Raw genomic sequence first — 16502 nt, forward strand, 5'->3', positions numbered from 1 at the left:
GACTCGGGATGATGCATCTGACACCGGAAAATGAGCAGCCGCAATGCAAGAAACTGACCTGATCCACGACGAAACCGCGGGCATCGAAAGGCTCCTGGAGATCATGGCGCGCCTGCGTGATCCGCAAACCGGCTGCCCCTGGGATATCGAACAGGATTTTGCCAGCATCGCCCCCTATACCATTGAAGAAGCTTATGAAGTTGCCGACGCAATTGAGCGCGAGGCTTGGGATGAACTGAAAGGCGAACTGGGCGATCTGCTTTTTCAATCCGTCTTCCACGCCCGGATGGCGCAGGAAGCCGGCCACTTCACTTTCCAGGATGTGGTCACCACCATGTCCAACAAGATGGTCTCCCGCCACCCGCACGTGTTCGGCGACGAAAGCCGCGAGAAATCAGCCGAACAGCAGACCCGCGACTGGGAGGCGATCAAGGCCGCGGAGCGCGCAGGCAAGGAGCAGAAAGGCACGCTGGACGGCGTCGCCGTCGGCCTGCCCGCCCTTTTGCGCGCCTACAAGCTGCAGAAACGCGCCGCCCGCGTCGGCTTTGACTGGCCCTCCGCTGACAACGTCATCGCCAAGATCACCGAGGAATGCGCCGAACTGGTCGAGGCCCGCGACAGCCTCTCCCAAGCGGAAGTCGAAGAAGAGTTCGGCGACCTCCTGTTTGTGATGGCCAACCTGGGCCGCCATCTGGGTGTCGAGCCCGAAGCCGCGCTGCGCGCCGCCAACGCCAAGTTCACCCGGCGGTTCCAGGGCGTCGAGGCCAAGCTTGCCGCCCGCGGCAAACGCCCCGAGGACAGTGACCTGGCCGAGATGGACGCGCTTTGGGACGAAGTCAAAGCAGACGAGCGCGCCTGAGCACTCCCCTCGGCTTCATCTTTCCTCAAATACTCAATTTCCGGCCGCCAGCGGCCGGGCAAGCCGCAAATTGCTGCCGCAGAAAACCTTAGGAAATTCGCACTGCCCCGCCAGTCGGCGGTTCAATCCCGGCCGAACTGCGCGTAGTGTCGTGGCTCACGAATTGCGGAGCCAGCGATGAGCGCCAGGAAAATCATCATCGACACCGACCCGGGGCAGGATGATGCCGTCGCCATCCTGCTCGCGCTGGCCAGCCCTGACGAGCTGGATCTGCTGGGCATCACCTGTGTCGCGGGCAATGTGCCGCTGCCGCTCACCAGCAAGAACGCCCGCATCGTCTGCGAGGCCGCAGGCCACACGGATGTGCCCGTCTTTGCGGGCAGCAAGGCGCCGCTTTACCGCCCGCTGATCACCGCGGAACATGTGCACGGCCAGACCGGCCTCGACGGCCCGGAGCTGTGGGAGCCGCAGATGCCGCTGGCCGGGGACAATGGCGTCGATTTCATCATCGAAACCCTGCGGGCGCATGAACCGGGCACCGTCACCCTCTGCACCCTGGGTCCGCTCACCAATGTCGCCGCTGCCTTCAACACCGCACCCGACATCATCGAACGGGTGCAGGAGATCGTGATGATGGGCGGCGCCTATTTTGAGGTGGGCAACATCACCCCGGCAGCCGAATTCAACATTTATGTCGATCCGGAAGCCGCTGAAATCGTGTTCAGATCCGGCGCGCCGATCACCGTGATGCCGCTCGATGTGACACATAAGGTACTGGCGACCAAGCCGCGGGTGGAGGCGATCCGCGCTCTCGGTACCCGCGTCGGCCATTTTACCGCTGAAATGCTCGATTTCTTCGAGCGCTTCGATGTGGAGAAATACGGCTCCGAAGGCGGCCCGCTGCATGATCCCTGCGTCATCGCCTGGCTGCTGAAGCCGGAGCTGTTTTCGGGCCGCCATGTGAACGTGGAAATCGAAACCTCCTCCAGCCTCACTCTCGGCATGACAGTCGCAGACTGGTGGGGTGTCACGAACCGCACACCCAACGCCTTGTTCATCGGTGATGCCGACGCGGACGGCTTCTTTGATCTTCTAACCGAAAGGCTCGCCCGCCTATGAGCGCCGCCCTGCATCTCGCCAAGCCTGAGCATCTGGACACCGTGCTGCCGCTGGTCGCCGCCTTCCATACCGAATCCGGGCTGGAGAGCAGCGACGAGCACCGCCGCGCCGGGATCGAGCCCCTCTTGAACGGCCACCCCTATGGCGCCGTCTACCTGATTGGACCCACCCGGGCGCCGATCGGCTATATCGTGATCACTTTCGGCTGGTCAGTTGAGTTTGGCGGCATGGACGGTTTTGTCGATGAACTTTACATCCGCCCTGCGGTGCGCGGCCGCGGCATCGCCACCGAGGTTCTGACCGAGCTGCCGAAATCACTGGCCACTGCTGGAATGCGCGCCCTTCATCTTGAAGTCGACCGGGAAAATGAAACCGCTCAGCGGCTCTACCTGCGCACCCGGTTCCAGCCGCGCAAGAACTACATTCTGATGACCAAGACCCTGTAACTCTGCGGCAGCCAATACGTTTCCGGGCCGGACTTCGCGCTGAAATGCGGTCCGCCCCAGCCGTGCGGCGGAAGCTTGCCGCCCGGCACCCGGCGCGGGCGGATCGGCGCCGCAGCGGAAAATTCACCCCACAAACCGGAACCATCCGTCAGCAGGTGGCGTTATAGTGCCATCCGCGGCCCTCAAACAGGCCGTCCGGACCAACGAAATTGGAGGAAAATCATGAATTTCCGCTGGATTCCCGTTCTCGCCACCAGTGCCGCCCTGGGCCTGGGCGCCTGTACCAACCTGACCCCGGAACAGCGCACAGTCGCTGGCGTGGCAGGTGGTGCCGCAGCCGGCCTGATCGCTGCCGATGCGCTCAAGGCCGACGACGACTGGCGCCTGATCGCCGCACTGGGCGGCGCAGCAGCTGGCACTTTGGTTGCACAGAACAACCAGACCCAGCAGTGCGCCTATTCTCGCGGTGACGGCACCTATTACACTGCCCCCTGTTAAAGCTGCCAACTGGCGCCCCGCCCCCGGTCAGGGCGCCAGTTGCAGGCGCTAGCCCCCCGGTCGCCTGACTATAGCCCGGCCAGCAACGGGTAATTGTCGGACATGTCCATCCGCATCACCGGATCGCCGGCCGACGCCGGCTGACCGCTGATCGGGTATGTCCCGGCCCCGCTGCACCCCACAAGTGCTGAAAGAACTGCACAGATCGCCACTGTGCGCATAAACCGCGTTTTCATGGCCTGTCCCCCCTTTCCCGCAGCACCCGTGCGCCGCGCAAGATCAACCTAGCATGACGCCTGCATGAGCGTCTGTGATCCGGGCCACACATGCAACTTCCGGAAGGTAACGCCCTGAAAAACGCGTGTTTTCTGACAGGTGCCAGCTCTTATGCTGCGGGTTTTCCAGCCCCAGCCGCGCCAAGGAAACGGGGCAAGCGGATCAGACTGCCGCCAATGACGGGCAATCGCTCGCGTCAAGTTCCAGCACCGGGTCGTCGGGCCCGCACTCCTCACCGCTGATTGGATAAGTGCCGGGTTCGGTGCACGCAGCAAGCAGCAGCGGCAGAGACAAAAAGGCAAGGATGATGATGCGGACGGGGGTCATGTGAGGCTCCTGCATTGACGGTGAGCGGGTACAGAATGCCCGTTTCCGGCAAAGCAGGCCTTGATGCGTGTTAAGGCCCGGCCATGACTGTTCCGGGCGCGCCGACGATGGCGCTGCGCCTCAAGAGTTATTGCAGAGCCCGCCTTGCGTAAGACCGACAGCATACACGGCTGGACGTGACATTCCCCCGAAAAAAAGCGCCTCGAACAATCGTTCAAGGCGCTTTGCGGCTTCCAGCTGAAGACGCTCTTACTTCAGGATCGAACGGCCCGCGTATTCGGCCACTTCACCCAGCATTTCCTCGATGCGGATCAGCTGGTTGTACTTCGCGAGCCGGTCAGAACGCGCCAGCGAGCCGGTCTTGATCTGACCGCAGTTGGTGGCAACCGCCAGGTCGGCGATGGTGGCATCCTCGGTCTCGCCGGAGCGGTGCGACATCACGTTTGTGTAACGTGCGCGGTGGGCCATATCGACCGCCTTCAGGGTCTCGGTCAGCGAACCGATCTGGTTCACCTTCACCAGCATCGAGTTGGCGCAGCCGCGCTCGATGCCCTCGGCCAGACGCGCCGGGTTGGTCACGAACAGGTCGTCGCCCACCAGCTGCACCTTGTCGCCGATCTCCTGGGTCAGGGCCTTCCAGCCGTCCCAGTCATCCTCGGACATGCCGTCCTCGATCGAGATGATCGGGTAGTCGTTCACCAGCGCTGCCAGATAGGCCACGTTCTCTTCGGACGACAGAGTTTTGCCCTCGCCGGACAGCACGTATTTGCCGTCCTTGTAGTATTCGGTCGCCGCACAATCGAGCGCCAGGTAGATCTCCTCGCCCGGCTTGTAGCCCGCCTTCTCGATGGATTTCAGAACGAAATCCAGCGCTTCGCGGGTGGAGGCGATGTTGGGAGCAAAGCCGCCCTCGTCACCGATCCCGGTGGAGAGACCCGCCGCCGACAGTTCTTTCTTCAGAGTGTGGAACACCTCGGAGCCCATGCGCACGGCTTCGCGGATGTTGTCCGCGGCCACCGGCATGATCATGAATTCCTGAATGTCGATCGGGTTGTCGGCATGCTCGCCGCCGTTGATGATGTTCATCATCGGCACCGGCAGCACACGTGCCGAGGTGCCGCCGATATAGCGGTACAGCGGCTGGGTGGTGAAGTCTGCCGCGGCCTTGGCCACCGCCATCGACACGCCCAGAATTGCGTTGGCGCCCAGGCGGCCCTTGTTCTCGGTGCCGTCCAGCTCGATCATCGCGCTGTCCACGGCGACCTGCTCGGTTGCGTCAAAGCCGACCAGCTCCTCGGCAATCTCGCCATTCACCGCGGCAACCGCTTCCAGCACACCCTTGCCCATGTAACGGGACTTGTCGCCGTCGCGCTTCTCTACCGCCTCATAGGCGCCAGTCGACGCACCCGAAGGCACGGCGGCGCGGCCCATGGTGCCGTCTTCCAGGATCACGTCGACCTCAACCGTCGGGTTGCCCCGGCTGTCGAGGATCTCACGGGCGTGAATGTCGATAATGGTGCTCATCTGTCCATCCTTGGTTTGGCCTGAAAGCGGCGCGTTCCGTTGCCAGCGTCATACCAGCCGCGGGGGAAATGTAAACCACGCTCGTTATCGCTAACACGTCTAAATCCGGCAGGTTAGGGCTAACAAAACGCTGTTTGCGCCAACAGGGCGGAGGATTTCTGCCAGGCGGGACCTCAGGCCGCAGCCGCTTCCGCACGGCGTGCCCGCCGCGCCAGCCGCTGCTCGCGGACAAAGGTATACAGCCCAGATCCGATAATCAGCGCCGCCCCGCTCAGGGTCAGCGTGTCGGGCCGCTCGCCAAAAACGATGACGCCCACCAGAATCGAAAACAGCAGCCGGGTATAGCGGAAGGGCGTCACCGCCGAGGCATCTCCCACCCGCATCGCAGTCACGATGCCATAGTAGCCCAGCACCCCGAACAGCACCCCGCCTGCCATCATCAGGTATTCGTTCTGCGCCATCACCTGCGCCTCGCCAGGGGTAAAGGCCAGCAGCAGCAGCCCCGCAGGGATAACTGCCAGGAAGGCCTGGAAGCTGACCACGGTTGATGGCACCGCGCTGTCCATCACCCGTGTCATCAGGTCCCGCGTGGCCACGCCCAGCACCGCAATCACCACCAGCAGGGCCGCCGGTTCAAAACTGTCGAGCCCCGGGCGGATGATCAGCAGAACCCCGGCAAAACCGGTGCAAATTGCCAGCCAGCGCCGCCAGCCGACCTGCTCGCCCAGAAACAGCGCCGCGCCCATGGTGATCACCAGCGGCGTCGCCTGGAACACGGCGGCCACGACTGAGATATCGACCAGCGCCAGCGCCGAGGCAAACCCCATCGCCGACACCGCCTCGGTCCCCGCCCGCAGCACCGGCCGCAGCCGCCAGCTGCGCGGCGCGAACAGACGGTGCCCCTGCATCTTCGCCATCACAGCAAAGACCAGCCCGCTGCCGATACCGAGGAAAATCAGGATCTGCCCGACCGGCAAGGTGCCAGACAGCTGCTTGATGAACATGTCTTCAAGCGTGAAAAATGCCATCGAGGCAATGACCAGCAGAATGCCTTGCAGGTTGTTCATGAGCGCGCGTCCATCGTTCTGCCCGGCGGGGCTGCCGGGTTCCGTGGGACAAAAGCGGCAAAATACTCCCGCAGCAACTCCGTTTCCGACCCGCCGCGATGACAAGACGTGAGCACACGTATCAATTTCCGTGATACGTCGGGCGCCACCTGCCGCCTCAGTCCTGCTTGCGCGGCACCCCGTAAAGCTCCAGCTTGTGCCCGCGCAGCTCGTAGCCCAGCTTGCGGGCGATCCGCTCCTGCAGCTCCTCGATCTCCGGGTCGCAGAACTCGATCACCTCGCCCGAATTCATGTCGATCAGGTGGTCGTGATGCTCGCGGTCGGCATCCTCATACCGCGCCCGCCCGTCGCCGAACTCCAGCCGCTCCAGAATGCCCGCTTCCTCGAACAGCTTCACGGTGCGATAGACGGTGGCAATCGAAATCCCGGCATCCATCGCGCTGGCACGGGTATAAAGCTCCTCGACGTCAGGATGATCATCGCTGTCCTGCAGCACCTGGGCAATCACCCGGCGCTGGCCGGTCATGCGCAGGCCCTTGCGCTCGCAGCGGGCGATAATCGTCTTTGCCATTTGCGTCCTCGCGGTTTTCTGGGCTTCCTCTTTAACGGATGCAAACTGCGCCGAAAACAGGCTTTTCACGCGCATCAGCAGTTGACAAACCGCTTATCCACAGCCATTTGGCACCCAGGCATCCCTCCCTGCCGCGTGAGCAGAGACCAATACCGGCCGCACCGCATGTGCGTAACAGAACACCCGGGGTCTAGTGATATGCCGCCATTCCCAAAATCACGCGTGGGGATTGCAGAGGCCAGCGGCCTGGCATCCGGCCAGCGCGCGCCCGAGGTCCCTGCCCCGCATGAAACCGCTGCCGTGCAGCGGACCCGGCCAGTGCAGACCGCAGGGCCGTGAAAGGACGATACGTGACTGAATTTTCGACCATGGGGCTGCCTGAGAAGCTCCTCGCCCGCCTCCAGGACATGGGTCTGAACGACCCCACCCCGATCCAGGCCCGCGCTATTCCTCATGCCCTCAACGGCAAGGACGTGCTGGGGCTGGCGCAGACCGGCACCGGCAAGACGGCCGCCTTTGGCGTGCCGCTGATCGCGCAGATGATGCAATACGGCCGCAAGCCCGCCGCCAACACCGTGCGCGGCCTGGTGCTGGCCCCGACCCGCGAGCTGGCCAACCAGATCGCCGACACCCTCAGGGGCCTGACCGAAGGCACCCCGATGAAGGTCGGCCTGGTGGTCGGCGGCGTCTCCATCAACCCGCAGATCTCCCGCATAGCCAAGGGCACCGACATCCTGGTCGCCACCCCGGGCCGCCTGATCGACATCCTCGACCGCGGCGCGCTGGACCTCGGCTCCTGCGACTTCCTGGTGCTCGACGAGGCCGACCAGATGCTGGACCTCGGCTTCATCCACACCCTGCGCAAGATCGCAGCGCTGCTGCCGACGGAACGCCAGACCATGCTGTTCTCGGCGACCATGCCCAAGCAGATGAACGAGATCGCCAACTCCTACCTGCAAAGCCCCGTCCGGATCGAGGTCTCGCCTCCGGGCAAGGCTGCCGACAAGATCACCCAGTCGGTGCATTTCATCGCCAAGGCGGAAAAGCTGAGCCTGCTGAAGGAGTTGCTGGCAGAGCACAAGGACGAGCGCGCGCTGGTCTTCGGCCGCACCAAATACGGCATGGAAAAGCTGATGAAGGTGCTGGATAAGGCAGGCTTTGCCGCCGCCGCGATCCACGGCAACAAAAGCCAGGGCCAGCGCGAGCGCGCCCTGGCTGCCTTCAAGTCCGGCGACATCAAGGTACTGGTTGCCACCGACGTGGCCGCCCGCGGCCTGGATATCCCGGACGTCAAGCACGTCTACAACTACGAGCTGCCGAATGTGCCCGACGCCTATGTGCACCGCATCGGCCGCACCGCGCGCGCAGGCAAGGATGGCGCCGCCATCGCCTTCTGCTCGCCGGATGAGATGGACGAGCTGAAGGCGATCCAGAAGGTGATGAAGATCACCATCCCCGTCGCCTCCGGCCGCGCCTGGGAAGCGATGCCCGATCCGGCCGCACCCGCCGGCAAGCCAGGCGGTCGTCCCGGCGGACGCCGCGGCGGCGGCAAACCCGGCGGTCAGCGCCGCCGAGGCGGTCGCGGCGGCGGCAACAGCGGCCAGGGCAAACCTCAGGGCAGCAAGCCCGGCAACGCCCAGCGCCGCGGCCAAAAGCAGCGCGCACGCTGAAGCTTCCCCGCCAGCGCCCGGTCAAGGGTCCCGCAGGGACCGCGCGGCACGCGCGGCCTGCCCTTGACCCGGCGCTGGCGGAATACACACTCGAAATGGCGCCTTAAGGGCAAACCTGCCCTTAAGCGCCTCTCAGCAGAGAAACTCTGCGCTGCGCAGCAGCGCCCGGCCCAAGGCCGCCAAGGCGCGCCAGGCGCAGCCTGAAGCTCCTGCGGGCGCGGGAGCCCTCCCTTGCCAGCAGCAGTCAAACGGCAGTCAAACCGCCCGCAAATCCGCCCAGACCGGCAGATGGTCGGAGGCGATATGCGCCGGCCGCGCGCCATGCACCCCATGCGCCACCGCCTCCAGCCGCCTGCAATGGGCGATCCGGTCCAGCGCTCCCAAGGGCCGCAGTGCGGGAAAGCTGGCCTTCGGCGGCAGAAAGGTCAGCGCCGGGGCAATATGCTCCAGCACCGGAGACCGCGACCATTCGTTGAAATCCCCCGCCAGGACCACTGCCGCGTCATCCGCTTCCGCCGCACGGGCCAGCGCGTGCATCTGCTCGCGCCGGGCGCGCCCCGTCAGCCCCAGATGCGCGCCAATCACCCGGACCAGCCCGGCTTCTGTCTCCAGCAGCGCCCAGACCGCGCCGCGCGGCTCCAGTCCCGGCAGTGTGATATGGCCCTTGGCCCGCAGCCGCACGCCATTGCGGAACAGCACCGCATTGCCATGCCACCCCAAGGATCCCGCCCCGCCCAGATCCGCGGCCTGCCAGCCGGTTTCCTCGACCAGGAAATGCGGCAGCGCTGCGGGACGCGGCGGCAGGCGCTTGTCGGCCTCCTGCAGCACCGCCACATCAGCGCCCAGGCCCGACAGCACCTGCAAGGTGCGCTCCGGCCGCCGGCGCAAGTCCATGCCGACGCATTTCTGGATGTTGTAGGTGGCAATCCGCAGGGTGTCCGGCGGCGGGGGCTTCGACATCTGCTCTCTCTCCGGGGCTTGCAGGGAGTGTGGCGCAGAATGCGGCCCATGCACAACCGGCATCAGGCCGCAACCGGCGCAGGGGGCGGTCTGCCCCCTCTTGAGCCTTCAGCTCAATTCACCCCCGAGGATATTTTCAGCCAGATGAACAGGGGATCAGGTGCCGCAGAACGTCGCCTGCACCACTTCTTCCGGCAACGGCGGGCGCTGCAGATCCGCGTGGTCCGGCTGGTCATCATAAGGGTGGGCCAGCACATCGTTCAGCCGGTGGAACAGGGCGTAGTCGCCCGCCACCGCGCCGGCGATCATTTCCTCAATCCGGTGGTTGCGGGGGATGAAGGCCGGGTTTGCCCGGCGCATCACCGCCTGCGGGTCCGGCTCTCCCTCCAGCCGCGCCTGCCAGCCTTCCGCCCAAGCATCAAAGGCCTCGGGACCGGTGAACTGGGCCCGCGCCGTGCCCTTGGCCAGCGCCCGGAACGTGTTGGTGAAATCGCTCTGGTTCTCTGCCATCCGCCCCAGAAGGGAGGTGACAAGCTCCAGGTCGCCCTCCTGCGCCGAGGTGATCCCCAGCTTGGCCCGGAAGCGGCCGAGCCAGGCTGCTTCTGTCAGGTCCGGCATCGCGTGCACGATCTCCGTGGCCTCCTCCACGCCCTCCTGCGGGTCGTCCATTTGCTGGATCAGAGCCGTGGCCAGCTGCGCCAGGTTCCAGACCGCGATCGTGGGCTGGTTGGCATAGGCATAGCGCCGCCCGCGGTCGATCGAGGAAAACACCGTGTGCGGGTGGTACACATCCATGAAGGCGCAGGGCCCGTAGTCGATGGTCTCGCCCGAGATCGAGAAGTTGTCGGTATTCATCACCCCGTGGATGAAGCCCACCCCCATCCAGGCGGCGATCAGCTCCGCCTGCGCATCGCGCACGGCCTTCAACAGCCCCATCGGGCCTTCCGCTTCCGGGTAGTGGCGGGCAATTGCATAGTCCGTCAGCTGCCTGAGGCTCGCCTTGTCGCCGCGCGCGGCGAATACCTGGAATGTGCCCACCCGCAGATGGCTCGCCGCCACCCGGGTAAGCACCGCACCGGGCAAGGCCCCCTCGCGCCAGACTGTTTCACCGGTTTCCACCGCCGCCAATGCGCGGGTGGTCGGGATGCCTAAGCTGTGCATCGCCTCGCTCACCACATATTCACGCAGCACCGGCCCCAGCCAGGCGCGCCCGTCGCCGCCCCGCGAATACGGTGTCCGCCCCGATCCCTTCAGCTGGATATCCCGGCGCTTGCCGTCTGTTCCCACCGTCTCCCCCAGCAGGATCGCGCGCCCGTCGCCGAGCTGCGGATTGTAAGTGCCGAACTGATGCCCTGAGTAAAGCTGCGCCAGCGGGTCCGCGCCGTCCGGTACCCTATTGCCTCCAAACACCTCCGCCATCTCCGCCGCCTCACCGGGTGTGATCCCCATGATCCGGCCCAGATTTTCGTTAAACGCCACCAGTCTGGGCGCCTTCACAGCCTGCGGCGCCAGTTTGGAGTAGAACTGCCCCGGCAGGGCAGCATAGGTGTTGTCAAAGGGGATCATGAGTGTCATGGCCCAAACATATGACTGGAATAGAGATTTACCAGCACCAATAGAGGGAGAGCAGCAATGGACGCAGACCGGATCATCCAGCACCTGGGCCTGCAGCAGCACCCGGAGGGAGGCTGGTACAAGGAAACCTGGCGGGCCGGGAATGAGGGCCGCCCGACAGGCACCTGTATCTACTTCCTTTTGAAGACAGGCGAGGCCAGCCACTGGCATCGGGTCGATGCTGCTGAGATCTGGCTCTACCACGCCGGCGCGCCGCTGGTGCTCTCGATGGCGGCAACGGACGAGGGTCCCGCGCAAGACCACCTGCTGACCCCGGACCTGACCCATGGCGCGCCCCAGCTGATCGTGCCGCAGGGCCACTGGCAGGCTGCGCGCAGCACCGGGGACTACACGCTGGTCAGCTGCACTGTCTCCCCCGGTTTTCAGTTCGAGGGTTTCGAGCTGGCCGCACCGGGTTTCGACATCCCCCGCGCCTGACCCGCCCCTTGCAGCGAATCGCCGGGCGTCCAACACTGCCCGCATGGATCACTCCACCCTGATCAAGGCGCTGCCGCCAGAGACCAAGGCCGCCCTGACGGCCCGTTCCGACGCAGCGGGCCTGCGCCACCTGGCCCTCTACCTGACCGCCCTCGCCGCCTGCACCGCAGGCATTGCCTTGCAAGTGCCGCTCTGGCCGCTGCTGATGCTGCCGCAGGGCATATTGCTGGTGTTCCTGTTCACGCTCAGCCACGAGTGCACCCACCAAACACCCTTCCGCAGCAAATGGCTGAACGAGGCCGCGGGCCATGCCTGCGCCCTCGCCATCGCGCTGCCCTTCACCTGGTTCCGCTATTTCCACCTGGCGCATCACAAATACACCAACGATCCCGTACGCGACCCGGAACTGGAGCACGGGCCGCGCCCGGCCACCTTTCCCCAGTGGTTCAAATACCTGAGCGGCTGGGGCTATTGGCGCGGCATGGCCGGGACCCTCTGGCGCAACGCCTTCGGCACCATCAGCGCGCCTTACCTGCCGGAACGGCGCCACGCAGACATGCGGCTGGAAGCACGGGTGCTGCTGGCCCTTTACGCCGCCGCGCTGCTGAGTCTGCTGGCGTCGCCGATGGCGCTGTGGCTGTGGATCCTGCCGCTGCTGATCGGCCAGCCGGTCCTGCGCGCCTATCTTCTGGCAGAACACGGCCTCTGCCCGCCTGTTGCCAACATGCTGGAAAACTCCCGCACCACCTTCACAAACCGGCTGGTGCGCTTCCTGGCCTGGAACATGCCCTATCATGCCGAGCACCATTCATTCCCCAACGTGCCGTTCCACCAGCTGCCCGCCTTCCACGCCATTGCCCAAGAGTATCTGAGGTCCACGTCGGACGGCTATGCTGCGTTCACCGGAGACTACCTCCGCCAGCTTTCCCGCTGATCCGCGCGCCACAGGCGGCAAATTTCTTCAGAAGAAATTTGGCAAGAATTTTCTGAAAATTCTTGCGCCTGGACGCAGCCGGTCATTTCCCCGGCACGCTCACCACGCCGCCGCCGACGCAAGCGCTGACGCCAGTGGTGCCAGGCGCCGAGGTTGGCATGCCGCGCGCCACCCGCACCGCCAGATGGGCAAAGGCCTGCGCCTCCAGCATGTCGCCGTCCAGGCCTGCGTCCTCCACCGGCTTCACCGGGCAGTCCAGCGACACCCGCAGCATCTCCATCAGCACAGGGTTATGCCGCCCGCCGCCAGTGACCAGCACCATCTCCGGCGGCTCCGGGCAATGCTCCATTCCCTGCGCCACAGCGGCTGCGCACATGGCGATCAGGGTCGCCGCCGCATCCGCATCGCTCAGTTCGTTGACCAGTCCGACCATTTCCGCAAAATCGTTCCGGTCCAGAGACTTGGGCGGCATTCTTGCAAAATACGGCTCCGCCAGGAACAGCTCCAGCGCGCCGGTTTCCACAGTGCCCGACCGCGCAACCTTGCCGTCCGCATCCCAGGGAATGCCCAGCCGCTCCTGCACCAGATCATTGACCGGCGCGTTGGCGGGCCCGGTATCAAAGGCCAGGAGCGCGCCCGGCTCCTCTGGCCTGTCGAACCGCGGGTCCACATAGGTGAGGTTGCCCACCCCGCCCAGGTTCAGGAAACACAGGGGCCGTTCGGCACCGATGTATTTGGCACAGGCAAAGTGAAAGAACGGCGCCAGCGGCGCGCCCTCTCCGCCCATCGTCACATCGTCTGAGCGGAAGTCCCAGACCACCGGCTTGCCCAAGGTCTCGGCCAGCGCAGCCCCGTCACCCACCTGCAGCGTCCCCTGCCGCCGCGGCGCATGGGCCAGGGTCTGGCCGTGAAAGCCGACAATCTCCACATCCCCGAACGCCGCCAGCGCCGCGGCATGGGCTGCGTCACAGACCTCCGCAGCGGCGTCCACCTCCGGCCCGGTCCATTTCCCCAGGCCCGCGCGCAGCACGCTGCGCTCCTCTGCGGAATACTCGCGGTAGCTGCTCTCTCCGAACCCGTGAATGCGCGCGCCGTCGGTCACAACCACAGCCGCATCCACCCCGTCCAGCGAGGTGCCGCTCATCGCCCCCAGCGCCCTGACCGCACCTGTTTTCGCAATGGCCTTGCTCATCGCCCCTGCCCCTCTCACAGAACCGGGCCGTTCCGCCCGTTTGCGCGCCACACTACAGCGCATATTTTGCCGGGAAAACAGGTTCCAACCGGCGCCAATGCGATTTATAGGGCATGGTGCAAAACCATAGACCGAGGCATGTTATGACCTACACACCGAAATCGGATTTCGTCGCAGTCATGATGGAACGCGGGTTCCTCGCGGACTGCACCGATTATCAGGGGCTGGATGAGGCCCTGCTGCAAGGTGTGCGCCCGGCCTATATCGGCTTTGACGCGACAGCCAAGTCGCTGCACGTCGGCTCGCTGATCCAGATCATGATGCTGCGCTGGTTCCAGAAGACCGGCCACCAGCCGATCACCCTGATGGGCGGCGGCACCACCAAGGTGGGCGACCCCTCCTTCCGCGCGGACGAGCGCCCGCTGCTGACCGAAGCGCAGATTGACGACAATATTGCGGGCATCAAGAAGGTGTTCTCCGCCTACATCGACTATGACAGCGACGCGCCGAACAAGGCGCTGATGCTGAACAACGCCGAATGGCTGGACGGCCTGAACTACCTGGAATTCCTGCGCGACATCGGCCGCCATTTCTCGGTGAACCGGATGCTGTCGTTCGAAAGCGTGAAGTCCCGCCTCGACCGCGAGCAGTCGCTCTCGTTCCTCGAATTCAACTACATGATCCTGCAAGCCTATGACTTCATGGAGCTGAACCGCCGCTACGGCTGCATCCTGCAGATGGGCGGTTCCGACCAATGGGGCAATATCGTCAACGGCATCGACCTCACCCGCCGGGTGATCGACCACGAGGTCTATGGCCTCACCTCGCCGCTGCTGACCACCTCCGACGGCAAGAAAATGGGCAAGACCGCCGAAGGCGCGATCTGGCTCAACGCCGACATGCGCTCCCCGTATGAGTTCTGGCAGTTCTGGCGCAACACCACCGATGCGGACGTCGGCCGCTTCCTCAAGCTCTACACCGAGCTGCCGGTCGGGGAATGCGAGCGCCTGGGCGCGCTGGCGGGTTCCGAGATCAATGCCGCCAAGGTGATACTGGCCAATGAGGTGACCACCCTCTGCCACGGCGCCGAAGCGGCGGCGGCGGCGGAAGCCACTGCGCGCGAAGTGTTCGAGAAGGGCGGCGTCGGCGATGACCTCCCCACCCTCTCGCTGTCGCCTGCCGACCTGGGCGACGGCATCTCGATCGTGCAGCTGATCGTGAAATCCGGCCTCGCCAAATCCGGCAAGGACGCCAAGCGCCTGATTGCCGAGAACGGCGCCAGGATCGACGACCAGCCGCTGACCGACGCAGGACTGATGATCGACGCAGGTGCGCTGTCCTCGCCGATCAAGCTGAGCGCTGGCAAGAAACGCCACGCCCTGGTGCGGCTGGACGGCTGAACCGTCTGGCATGAAACGGAAAAAAGGAGCCTCCGCGCTCCCTTTTTTTGTCGCCTCCAGGCTCTCCCGCCCATTCCAGCCCCATCAAAGATGAGCCTTCATGGTTGGACCCGGCACCGCGCTGCCGCGCGGCGAGGCAGCGCCTCGCTGGCTACGGCTGGCATCAGGCCAGCACCGGGTCAAGGGCCGCTCCAGCGGCCGTGTGCAGCACGGTTTACCCTTGAGGCGGAGCTGGACGGGATAGACTGGAACAGGCGATTAAGGGCAGACTTGACCTTAAGCGCCTCTCAGCAACCTATCTGCTGTGCAGCATCGCGCCGCGCAGCGGCGCCCGGCCCAAGGCCGCACAAAGGCGCAGTGGCGCAGCCAATGCGCCTGCGGGCGCGGGAGCTTGCCCGGCCGTTTCAGAACAGCAGCGCCTCCAGCAGCGTCAGCAGCACAAACACCGGCACCGACAGGCCGGTGGCAATCAGGAGCGCCGCCGCCTTGGTCATCCGCGGCGCAGCCGCCGCCTGACCCATGATCTGTTTTTTCTTTTTCATGCGCTCATTAACCCTGATTTAGGTTTCCAGCGCGTTAATGCGGGGCATGTATGATGCCGCCCCAGACCTCTCCGTGCCGCAAGCCCGGAGCGCCCTCAACCGCAACTGCGCACTCCAGCAAAGCCCTGAGTTCGCCCGGGCTTTGCGCGCCTGCGCTCAGACGCTGGTGACCATACCGCAACTGCAGGACACGCTGGTGCTGCGGCGGCGGCTGCCAGGCGGCCTGCAGCTGGCCATGGTAAACCGTGCAGTCATCGCGGAACCGGCATCCCTGCGGGAGGCGCTGCAGGCGCACGGACTGGGCCGCACGCCGCTGATCCTGTCTCCGGAAACCCCGGCGCCGGAGCTGGCCCGCATCGGTGCGGTGCCGCTGATGAGCCCGGCCCATGCAGCGCTGCTGGACCTCTCCGCCCCCCCGGATCAGCGCCGCGCCGCGCTGCACCAGAAATGGCGCAACCGCTTGAAACACGGCGAATCCCAGGACCTGCGCCTCACCCGCCAGAACCTGCCGCATGACCCTGGCCACTGGCTGTTCGCAGCTGACGCCAAACAGCAGGGCAGCCGCGGCTACCGCAGCTGGCCCATCGGCCTCACCCTTGCCTACGCGCAACAGAACAAGGGCCAGGCGAAACTGTTCCAGGCTTTCGAGGGGAAGGAACCCGTGGCCGCCATCCTGATCCTGCTGCACGGCAGCACCGCCACTTATCACATCGCCCACACCACCGCCCGCGGCAAGCAGCTCAGCGCCCATAACCGGCTGCTCTGGGAGGCCGCCAGCTGGCTCTCCGCCAAGGGCATCCGCCAGCTCGACCTCGGCCTGATCAACACCGAAGACACCCCCGGCCTCGCCCGGTTCAAACTCGGCACCGGCGCCAGGCTGCACCGTTTGGGCGGCACCTGGGGCTGGTGGCCGCCGCTTGGCCGCCTGCTGCGCCCGCTGGCAGCCCTCGACCGCCGCCTGATGGCCGACTGACTTCCGCGCCCCTGTGCCGCGACGCCCCGTCCCGCTGGACAGGCAGGCGCAGCGTGCATTATATGAACACATGTTCAGATAATCGGGAGGAG

17 protein-coding genes are annotated in these 16502 nt (G+C 65.1%); 9 read left to right on the top strand and 8 right to left on the bottom strand.

Translation table 11 applies throughout. The annotated features are described in order from the left end of the window. Positions 1-43 precede the first annotated feature (43 nt). From mazG to AC4HIX_RS04300, 4 genes are all read left to right on the top strand, one after another. Complete coding sequence (gene mazG / locus AC4HIX_RS04285; protein ID WP_490398019.1) at positions 44-859, top strand: nucleoside triphosphate pyrophosphohydrolase; 816 nt, start codon at positions 44-46, stop codon at positions 857-859. 177 nt (positions 860-1036) lie between these two features. Then, positions 1037-1978 carry a nucleoside hydrolase gene (locus tag AC4HIX_RS04290; protein ID WP_490398020.1) on the top strand — a complete coding sequence of 314 codons (942 nt, stop codon included), beginning with the start codon at positions 1037-1039 and terminating at the stop codon, positions 1976-1978. Then, entirely contained in the window at positions 1975-2424 is a 450-nt protein-coding gene (locus AC4HIX_RS04295) for a GNAT family N-acetyltransferase (RefSeq protein WP_490398021.1), read from the top strand. The genes AC4HIX_RS04290 and AC4HIX_RS04295 overlap by 4 nt, the downstream gene beginning before the upstream one ends. Positions 2425-2646: 222 nt before the next feature. Further along, the gene (locus tag AC4HIX_RS04300; protein ID WP_475052610.1) at positions 2647-2922 is read left to right on the top strand and encodes a glycine zipper 2TM domain-containing protein; all 276 of its coding nucleotides are present in this window, start codon (positions 2647-2649) and stop codon (positions 2920-2922) included. Between the two features lie 438 nt (positions 2923-3360). Here the strand turns inward: AC4HIX_RS04300 and AC4HIX_RS04305 are convergent, their stop codons facing one another. The 4 genes from AC4HIX_RS04305 to AC4HIX_RS04320 form a co-directional block, all read right to left on the bottom strand. Continuing rightward, positions 3361-3525 (bottom strand): hypothetical protein, encoded by a 165-nt coding sequence (locus AC4HIX_RS04305; protein WP_490398022.1) that lies wholly within the window; start codon positions 3523-3525, stop codon positions 3361-3363. Positions 3526-3774: 249 nt separating this feature from the next. Further along, a complete protein-coding gene (gene eno, locus AC4HIX_RS04310) occupies positions 3775-5049 on the bottom strand; it encodes a phosphopyruvate hydratase (RefSeq protein ID WP_475052613.1) in 1275 nt (424 codons plus the stop codon). A 173-nt stretch (positions 5050-5222) separates the two neighbouring features. Continuing rightward, complete coding sequence (locus AC4HIX_RS04315) at positions 5223-6116, bottom strand: DMT family transporter (protein ID WP_490398023.1); 894 nt, start codon at positions 6114-6116, stop codon at positions 5223-5225. Between the two features lie 157 nt (positions 6117-6273). After that, the gene (locus tag AC4HIX_RS04320; RefSeq protein WP_490398024.1) at positions 6274-6687 is read right to left on the bottom strand and encodes a Fur family transcriptional regulator; all 414 of its coding nucleotides are present in this window, start codon (positions 6685-6687) and stop codon (positions 6274-6276) included. 350 nt (positions 6688-7037) lie between these two features. Between AC4HIX_RS04320 and AC4HIX_RS04325 the strand changes: the two genes are divergently transcribed. Beyond that, on the top strand, positions 7038-8357 hold the full coding sequence (locus tag AC4HIX_RS04325; protein ID WP_490398025.1) for a DEAD/DEAH box helicase: 1320 nt from the start codon (positions 7038-7040) through the stop codon (positions 8355-8357). Positions 8358-8612: 255 nt separating this feature from the next. Here AC4HIX_RS04325 and AC4HIX_RS04330 read toward each other — a convergent pair whose 3' ends face one another. Next, positions 8613-9317: an endonuclease/exonuclease/phosphatase family protein gene (locus AC4HIX_RS04330; protein ID WP_490398026.1), complete on the bottom strand. Its 705-nt coding sequence runs from the start codon at positions 9315-9317 to the stop codon at positions 8613-8615. A 156-nt stretch (positions 9318-9473) separates the two neighbouring features. After that, positions 9474-10892 carry a protein adenylyltransferase SelO gene (locus AC4HIX_RS04335; protein ID WP_490398027.1) on the bottom strand — a complete coding sequence of 473 codons (1419 nt, stop codon included), beginning with the start codon at positions 10890-10892 and terminating at the stop codon, positions 9474-9476. A 57-nt stretch (positions 10893-10949) separates the two neighbouring features. On the opposite strand from AC4HIX_RS04335, the gene AC4HIX_RS04340 reads away from it, so the two are divergent. Both AC4HIX_RS04340 and AC4HIX_RS04345 read left to right on the top strand, forming a co-directional pair. Beyond that, positions 10950-11369: a cupin domain-containing protein gene (locus AC4HIX_RS04340; protein ID WP_490398028.1), complete on the top strand. Its 420-nt coding sequence runs from the start codon at positions 10950-10952 to the stop codon at positions 11367-11369. A gap of 43 nt (positions 11370-11412) precedes the next feature. Next, entirely contained in the window at positions 11413-12303 is an 891-nt protein-coding gene (locus AC4HIX_RS04345; RefSeq protein WP_490398029.1) for a fatty acid desaturase, read from the top strand. Positions 12304-12385: 82 nt separating this feature from the next. Here the strand turns inward: AC4HIX_RS04345 and AC4HIX_RS04350 are convergent, their stop codons facing one another. Then, on the bottom strand, positions 12386-13495 hold the full coding sequence (locus AC4HIX_RS04350) for an anhydro-N-acetylmuramic acid kinase (protein ID WP_490398030.1): 1110 nt from the start codon (positions 13493-13495) through the stop codon (positions 12386-12388). A 143-nt stretch (positions 13496-13638) separates the two neighbouring features. Between AC4HIX_RS04350 and tyrS the strand changes: the two genes are divergently transcribed. Further along, the gene (gene tyrS / locus AC4HIX_RS04355) at positions 13639-14895 is read left to right on the top strand and encodes a tyrosine--tRNA ligase (protein WP_490398031.1); all 1257 of its coding nucleotides are present in this window, start codon (positions 13639-13641) and stop codon (positions 14893-14895) included. Positions 14896-15299: 404 nt separating this feature from the next. Here the strand turns inward: tyrS and AC4HIX_RS04360 are convergent, their stop codons facing one another. Beyond that, positions 15300-15437: a hypothetical protein gene (locus tag AC4HIX_RS04360; RefSeq protein WP_490398032.1), complete on the bottom strand. Its 138-nt coding sequence runs from the start codon at positions 15435-15437 to the stop codon at positions 15300-15302. A 46-nt stretch (positions 15438-15483) separates the two neighbouring features. On the opposite strand from AC4HIX_RS04360, the gene AC4HIX_RS04365 reads away from it, so the two are divergent. After that, positions 15484-16410 (top strand): GNAT family N-acetyltransferase, encoded by a 927-nt coding sequence (locus AC4HIX_RS04365; RefSeq protein ID WP_490398033.1) that lies wholly within the window; start codon positions 15484-15486, stop codon positions 16408-16410. Positions 16411-16502 lie beyond the last annotated feature (92 nt).

The sequence above is a fragment of the Leisingera sp. genome (assembly GCF_982940295.1).

Coding starts and splice junctions, on each gene's coding strand:
- mazG (WP_490398019.1), top strand. CDS start 44: ATGCAAGAAACTGACCTGATCCACGACGAAACCGCGGGCATCGAAAGG.
- AC4HIX_RS04290 (WP_490398020.1), top strand. CDS start 1,037: ATGAGCGCCAGGAAAATCATCATCGACACCGACCCGGGGCAGGATGAT.
- AC4HIX_RS04295 (WP_490398021.1), top strand. CDS start 1,975: ATGAGCGCCGCCCTGCATCTCGCCAAGCCTGAGCATCTGGACACCGTG.
- AC4HIX_RS04300 (WP_475052610.1), top strand. CDS start 2,647: ATGAATTTCCGCTGGATTCCCGTTCTCGCCACCAGTGCCGCCCTGGGC.
- AC4HIX_RS04305 (WP_490398022.1), bottom strand. CDS start 3,525: ATGACCCCCGTCCGCATCATCATCCTTGCCTTTTTGTCTCTGCCGCTG.
- eno (WP_475052613.1), bottom strand. CDS start 5,049: ATGAGCACCATTATCGACATTCACGCCCGTGAGATCCTCGACAGCCGG.
- AC4HIX_RS04315 (WP_490398023.1), bottom strand. CDS start 6,116: ATGAACAACCTGCAAGGCATTCTGCTGGTCATTGCCTCGATGGCATTT.
- AC4HIX_RS04320 (WP_490398024.1), bottom strand. CDS start 6,687: ATGGCAAAGACGATTATCGCCCGCTGCGAGCGCAAGGGCCTGCGCATG.
- AC4HIX_RS04330 (WP_490398026.1), bottom strand. CDS start 9,317: ATGTCGAAGCCCCCGCCGCCGGACACCCTGCGGATTGCCACCTACAAC.
- AC4HIX_RS04335 (WP_490398027.1), bottom strand. CDS start 10,892: ATGACACTCATGATCCCCTTTGACAACACCTATGCTGCCCTGCCGGGG.
- AC4HIX_RS04340 (WP_490398028.1), top strand. CDS start 10,950: ATGGACGCAGACCGGATCATCCAGCACCTGGGCCTGCAGCAGCACCCG.
- AC4HIX_RS04345 (WP_490398029.1), top strand. CDS start 11,413: ATGGATCACTCCACCCTGATCAAGGCGCTGCCGCCAGAGACCAAGGCC.
- AC4HIX_RS04350 (WP_490398030.1), bottom strand. CDS start 13,495: ATGAGCAAGGCCATTGCGAAAACAGGTGCGGTCAGGGCGCTGGGGGCG.
- tyrS (WP_490398031.1), top strand. CDS start 13,639: ATGACCTACACACCGAAATCGGATTTCGTCGCAGTCATGATGGAACGC.
- AC4HIX_RS04360 (WP_490398032.1), bottom strand. CDS start 15,437: ATGAAAAAGAAAAAACAGATCATGGGTCAGGCGGCGGCTGCGCCGCGG.
- AC4HIX_RS04365 (WP_490398033.1), top strand. CDS start 15,484: ATGTATGATGCCGCCCCAGACCTCTCCGTGCCGCAAGCCCGGAGCGCC.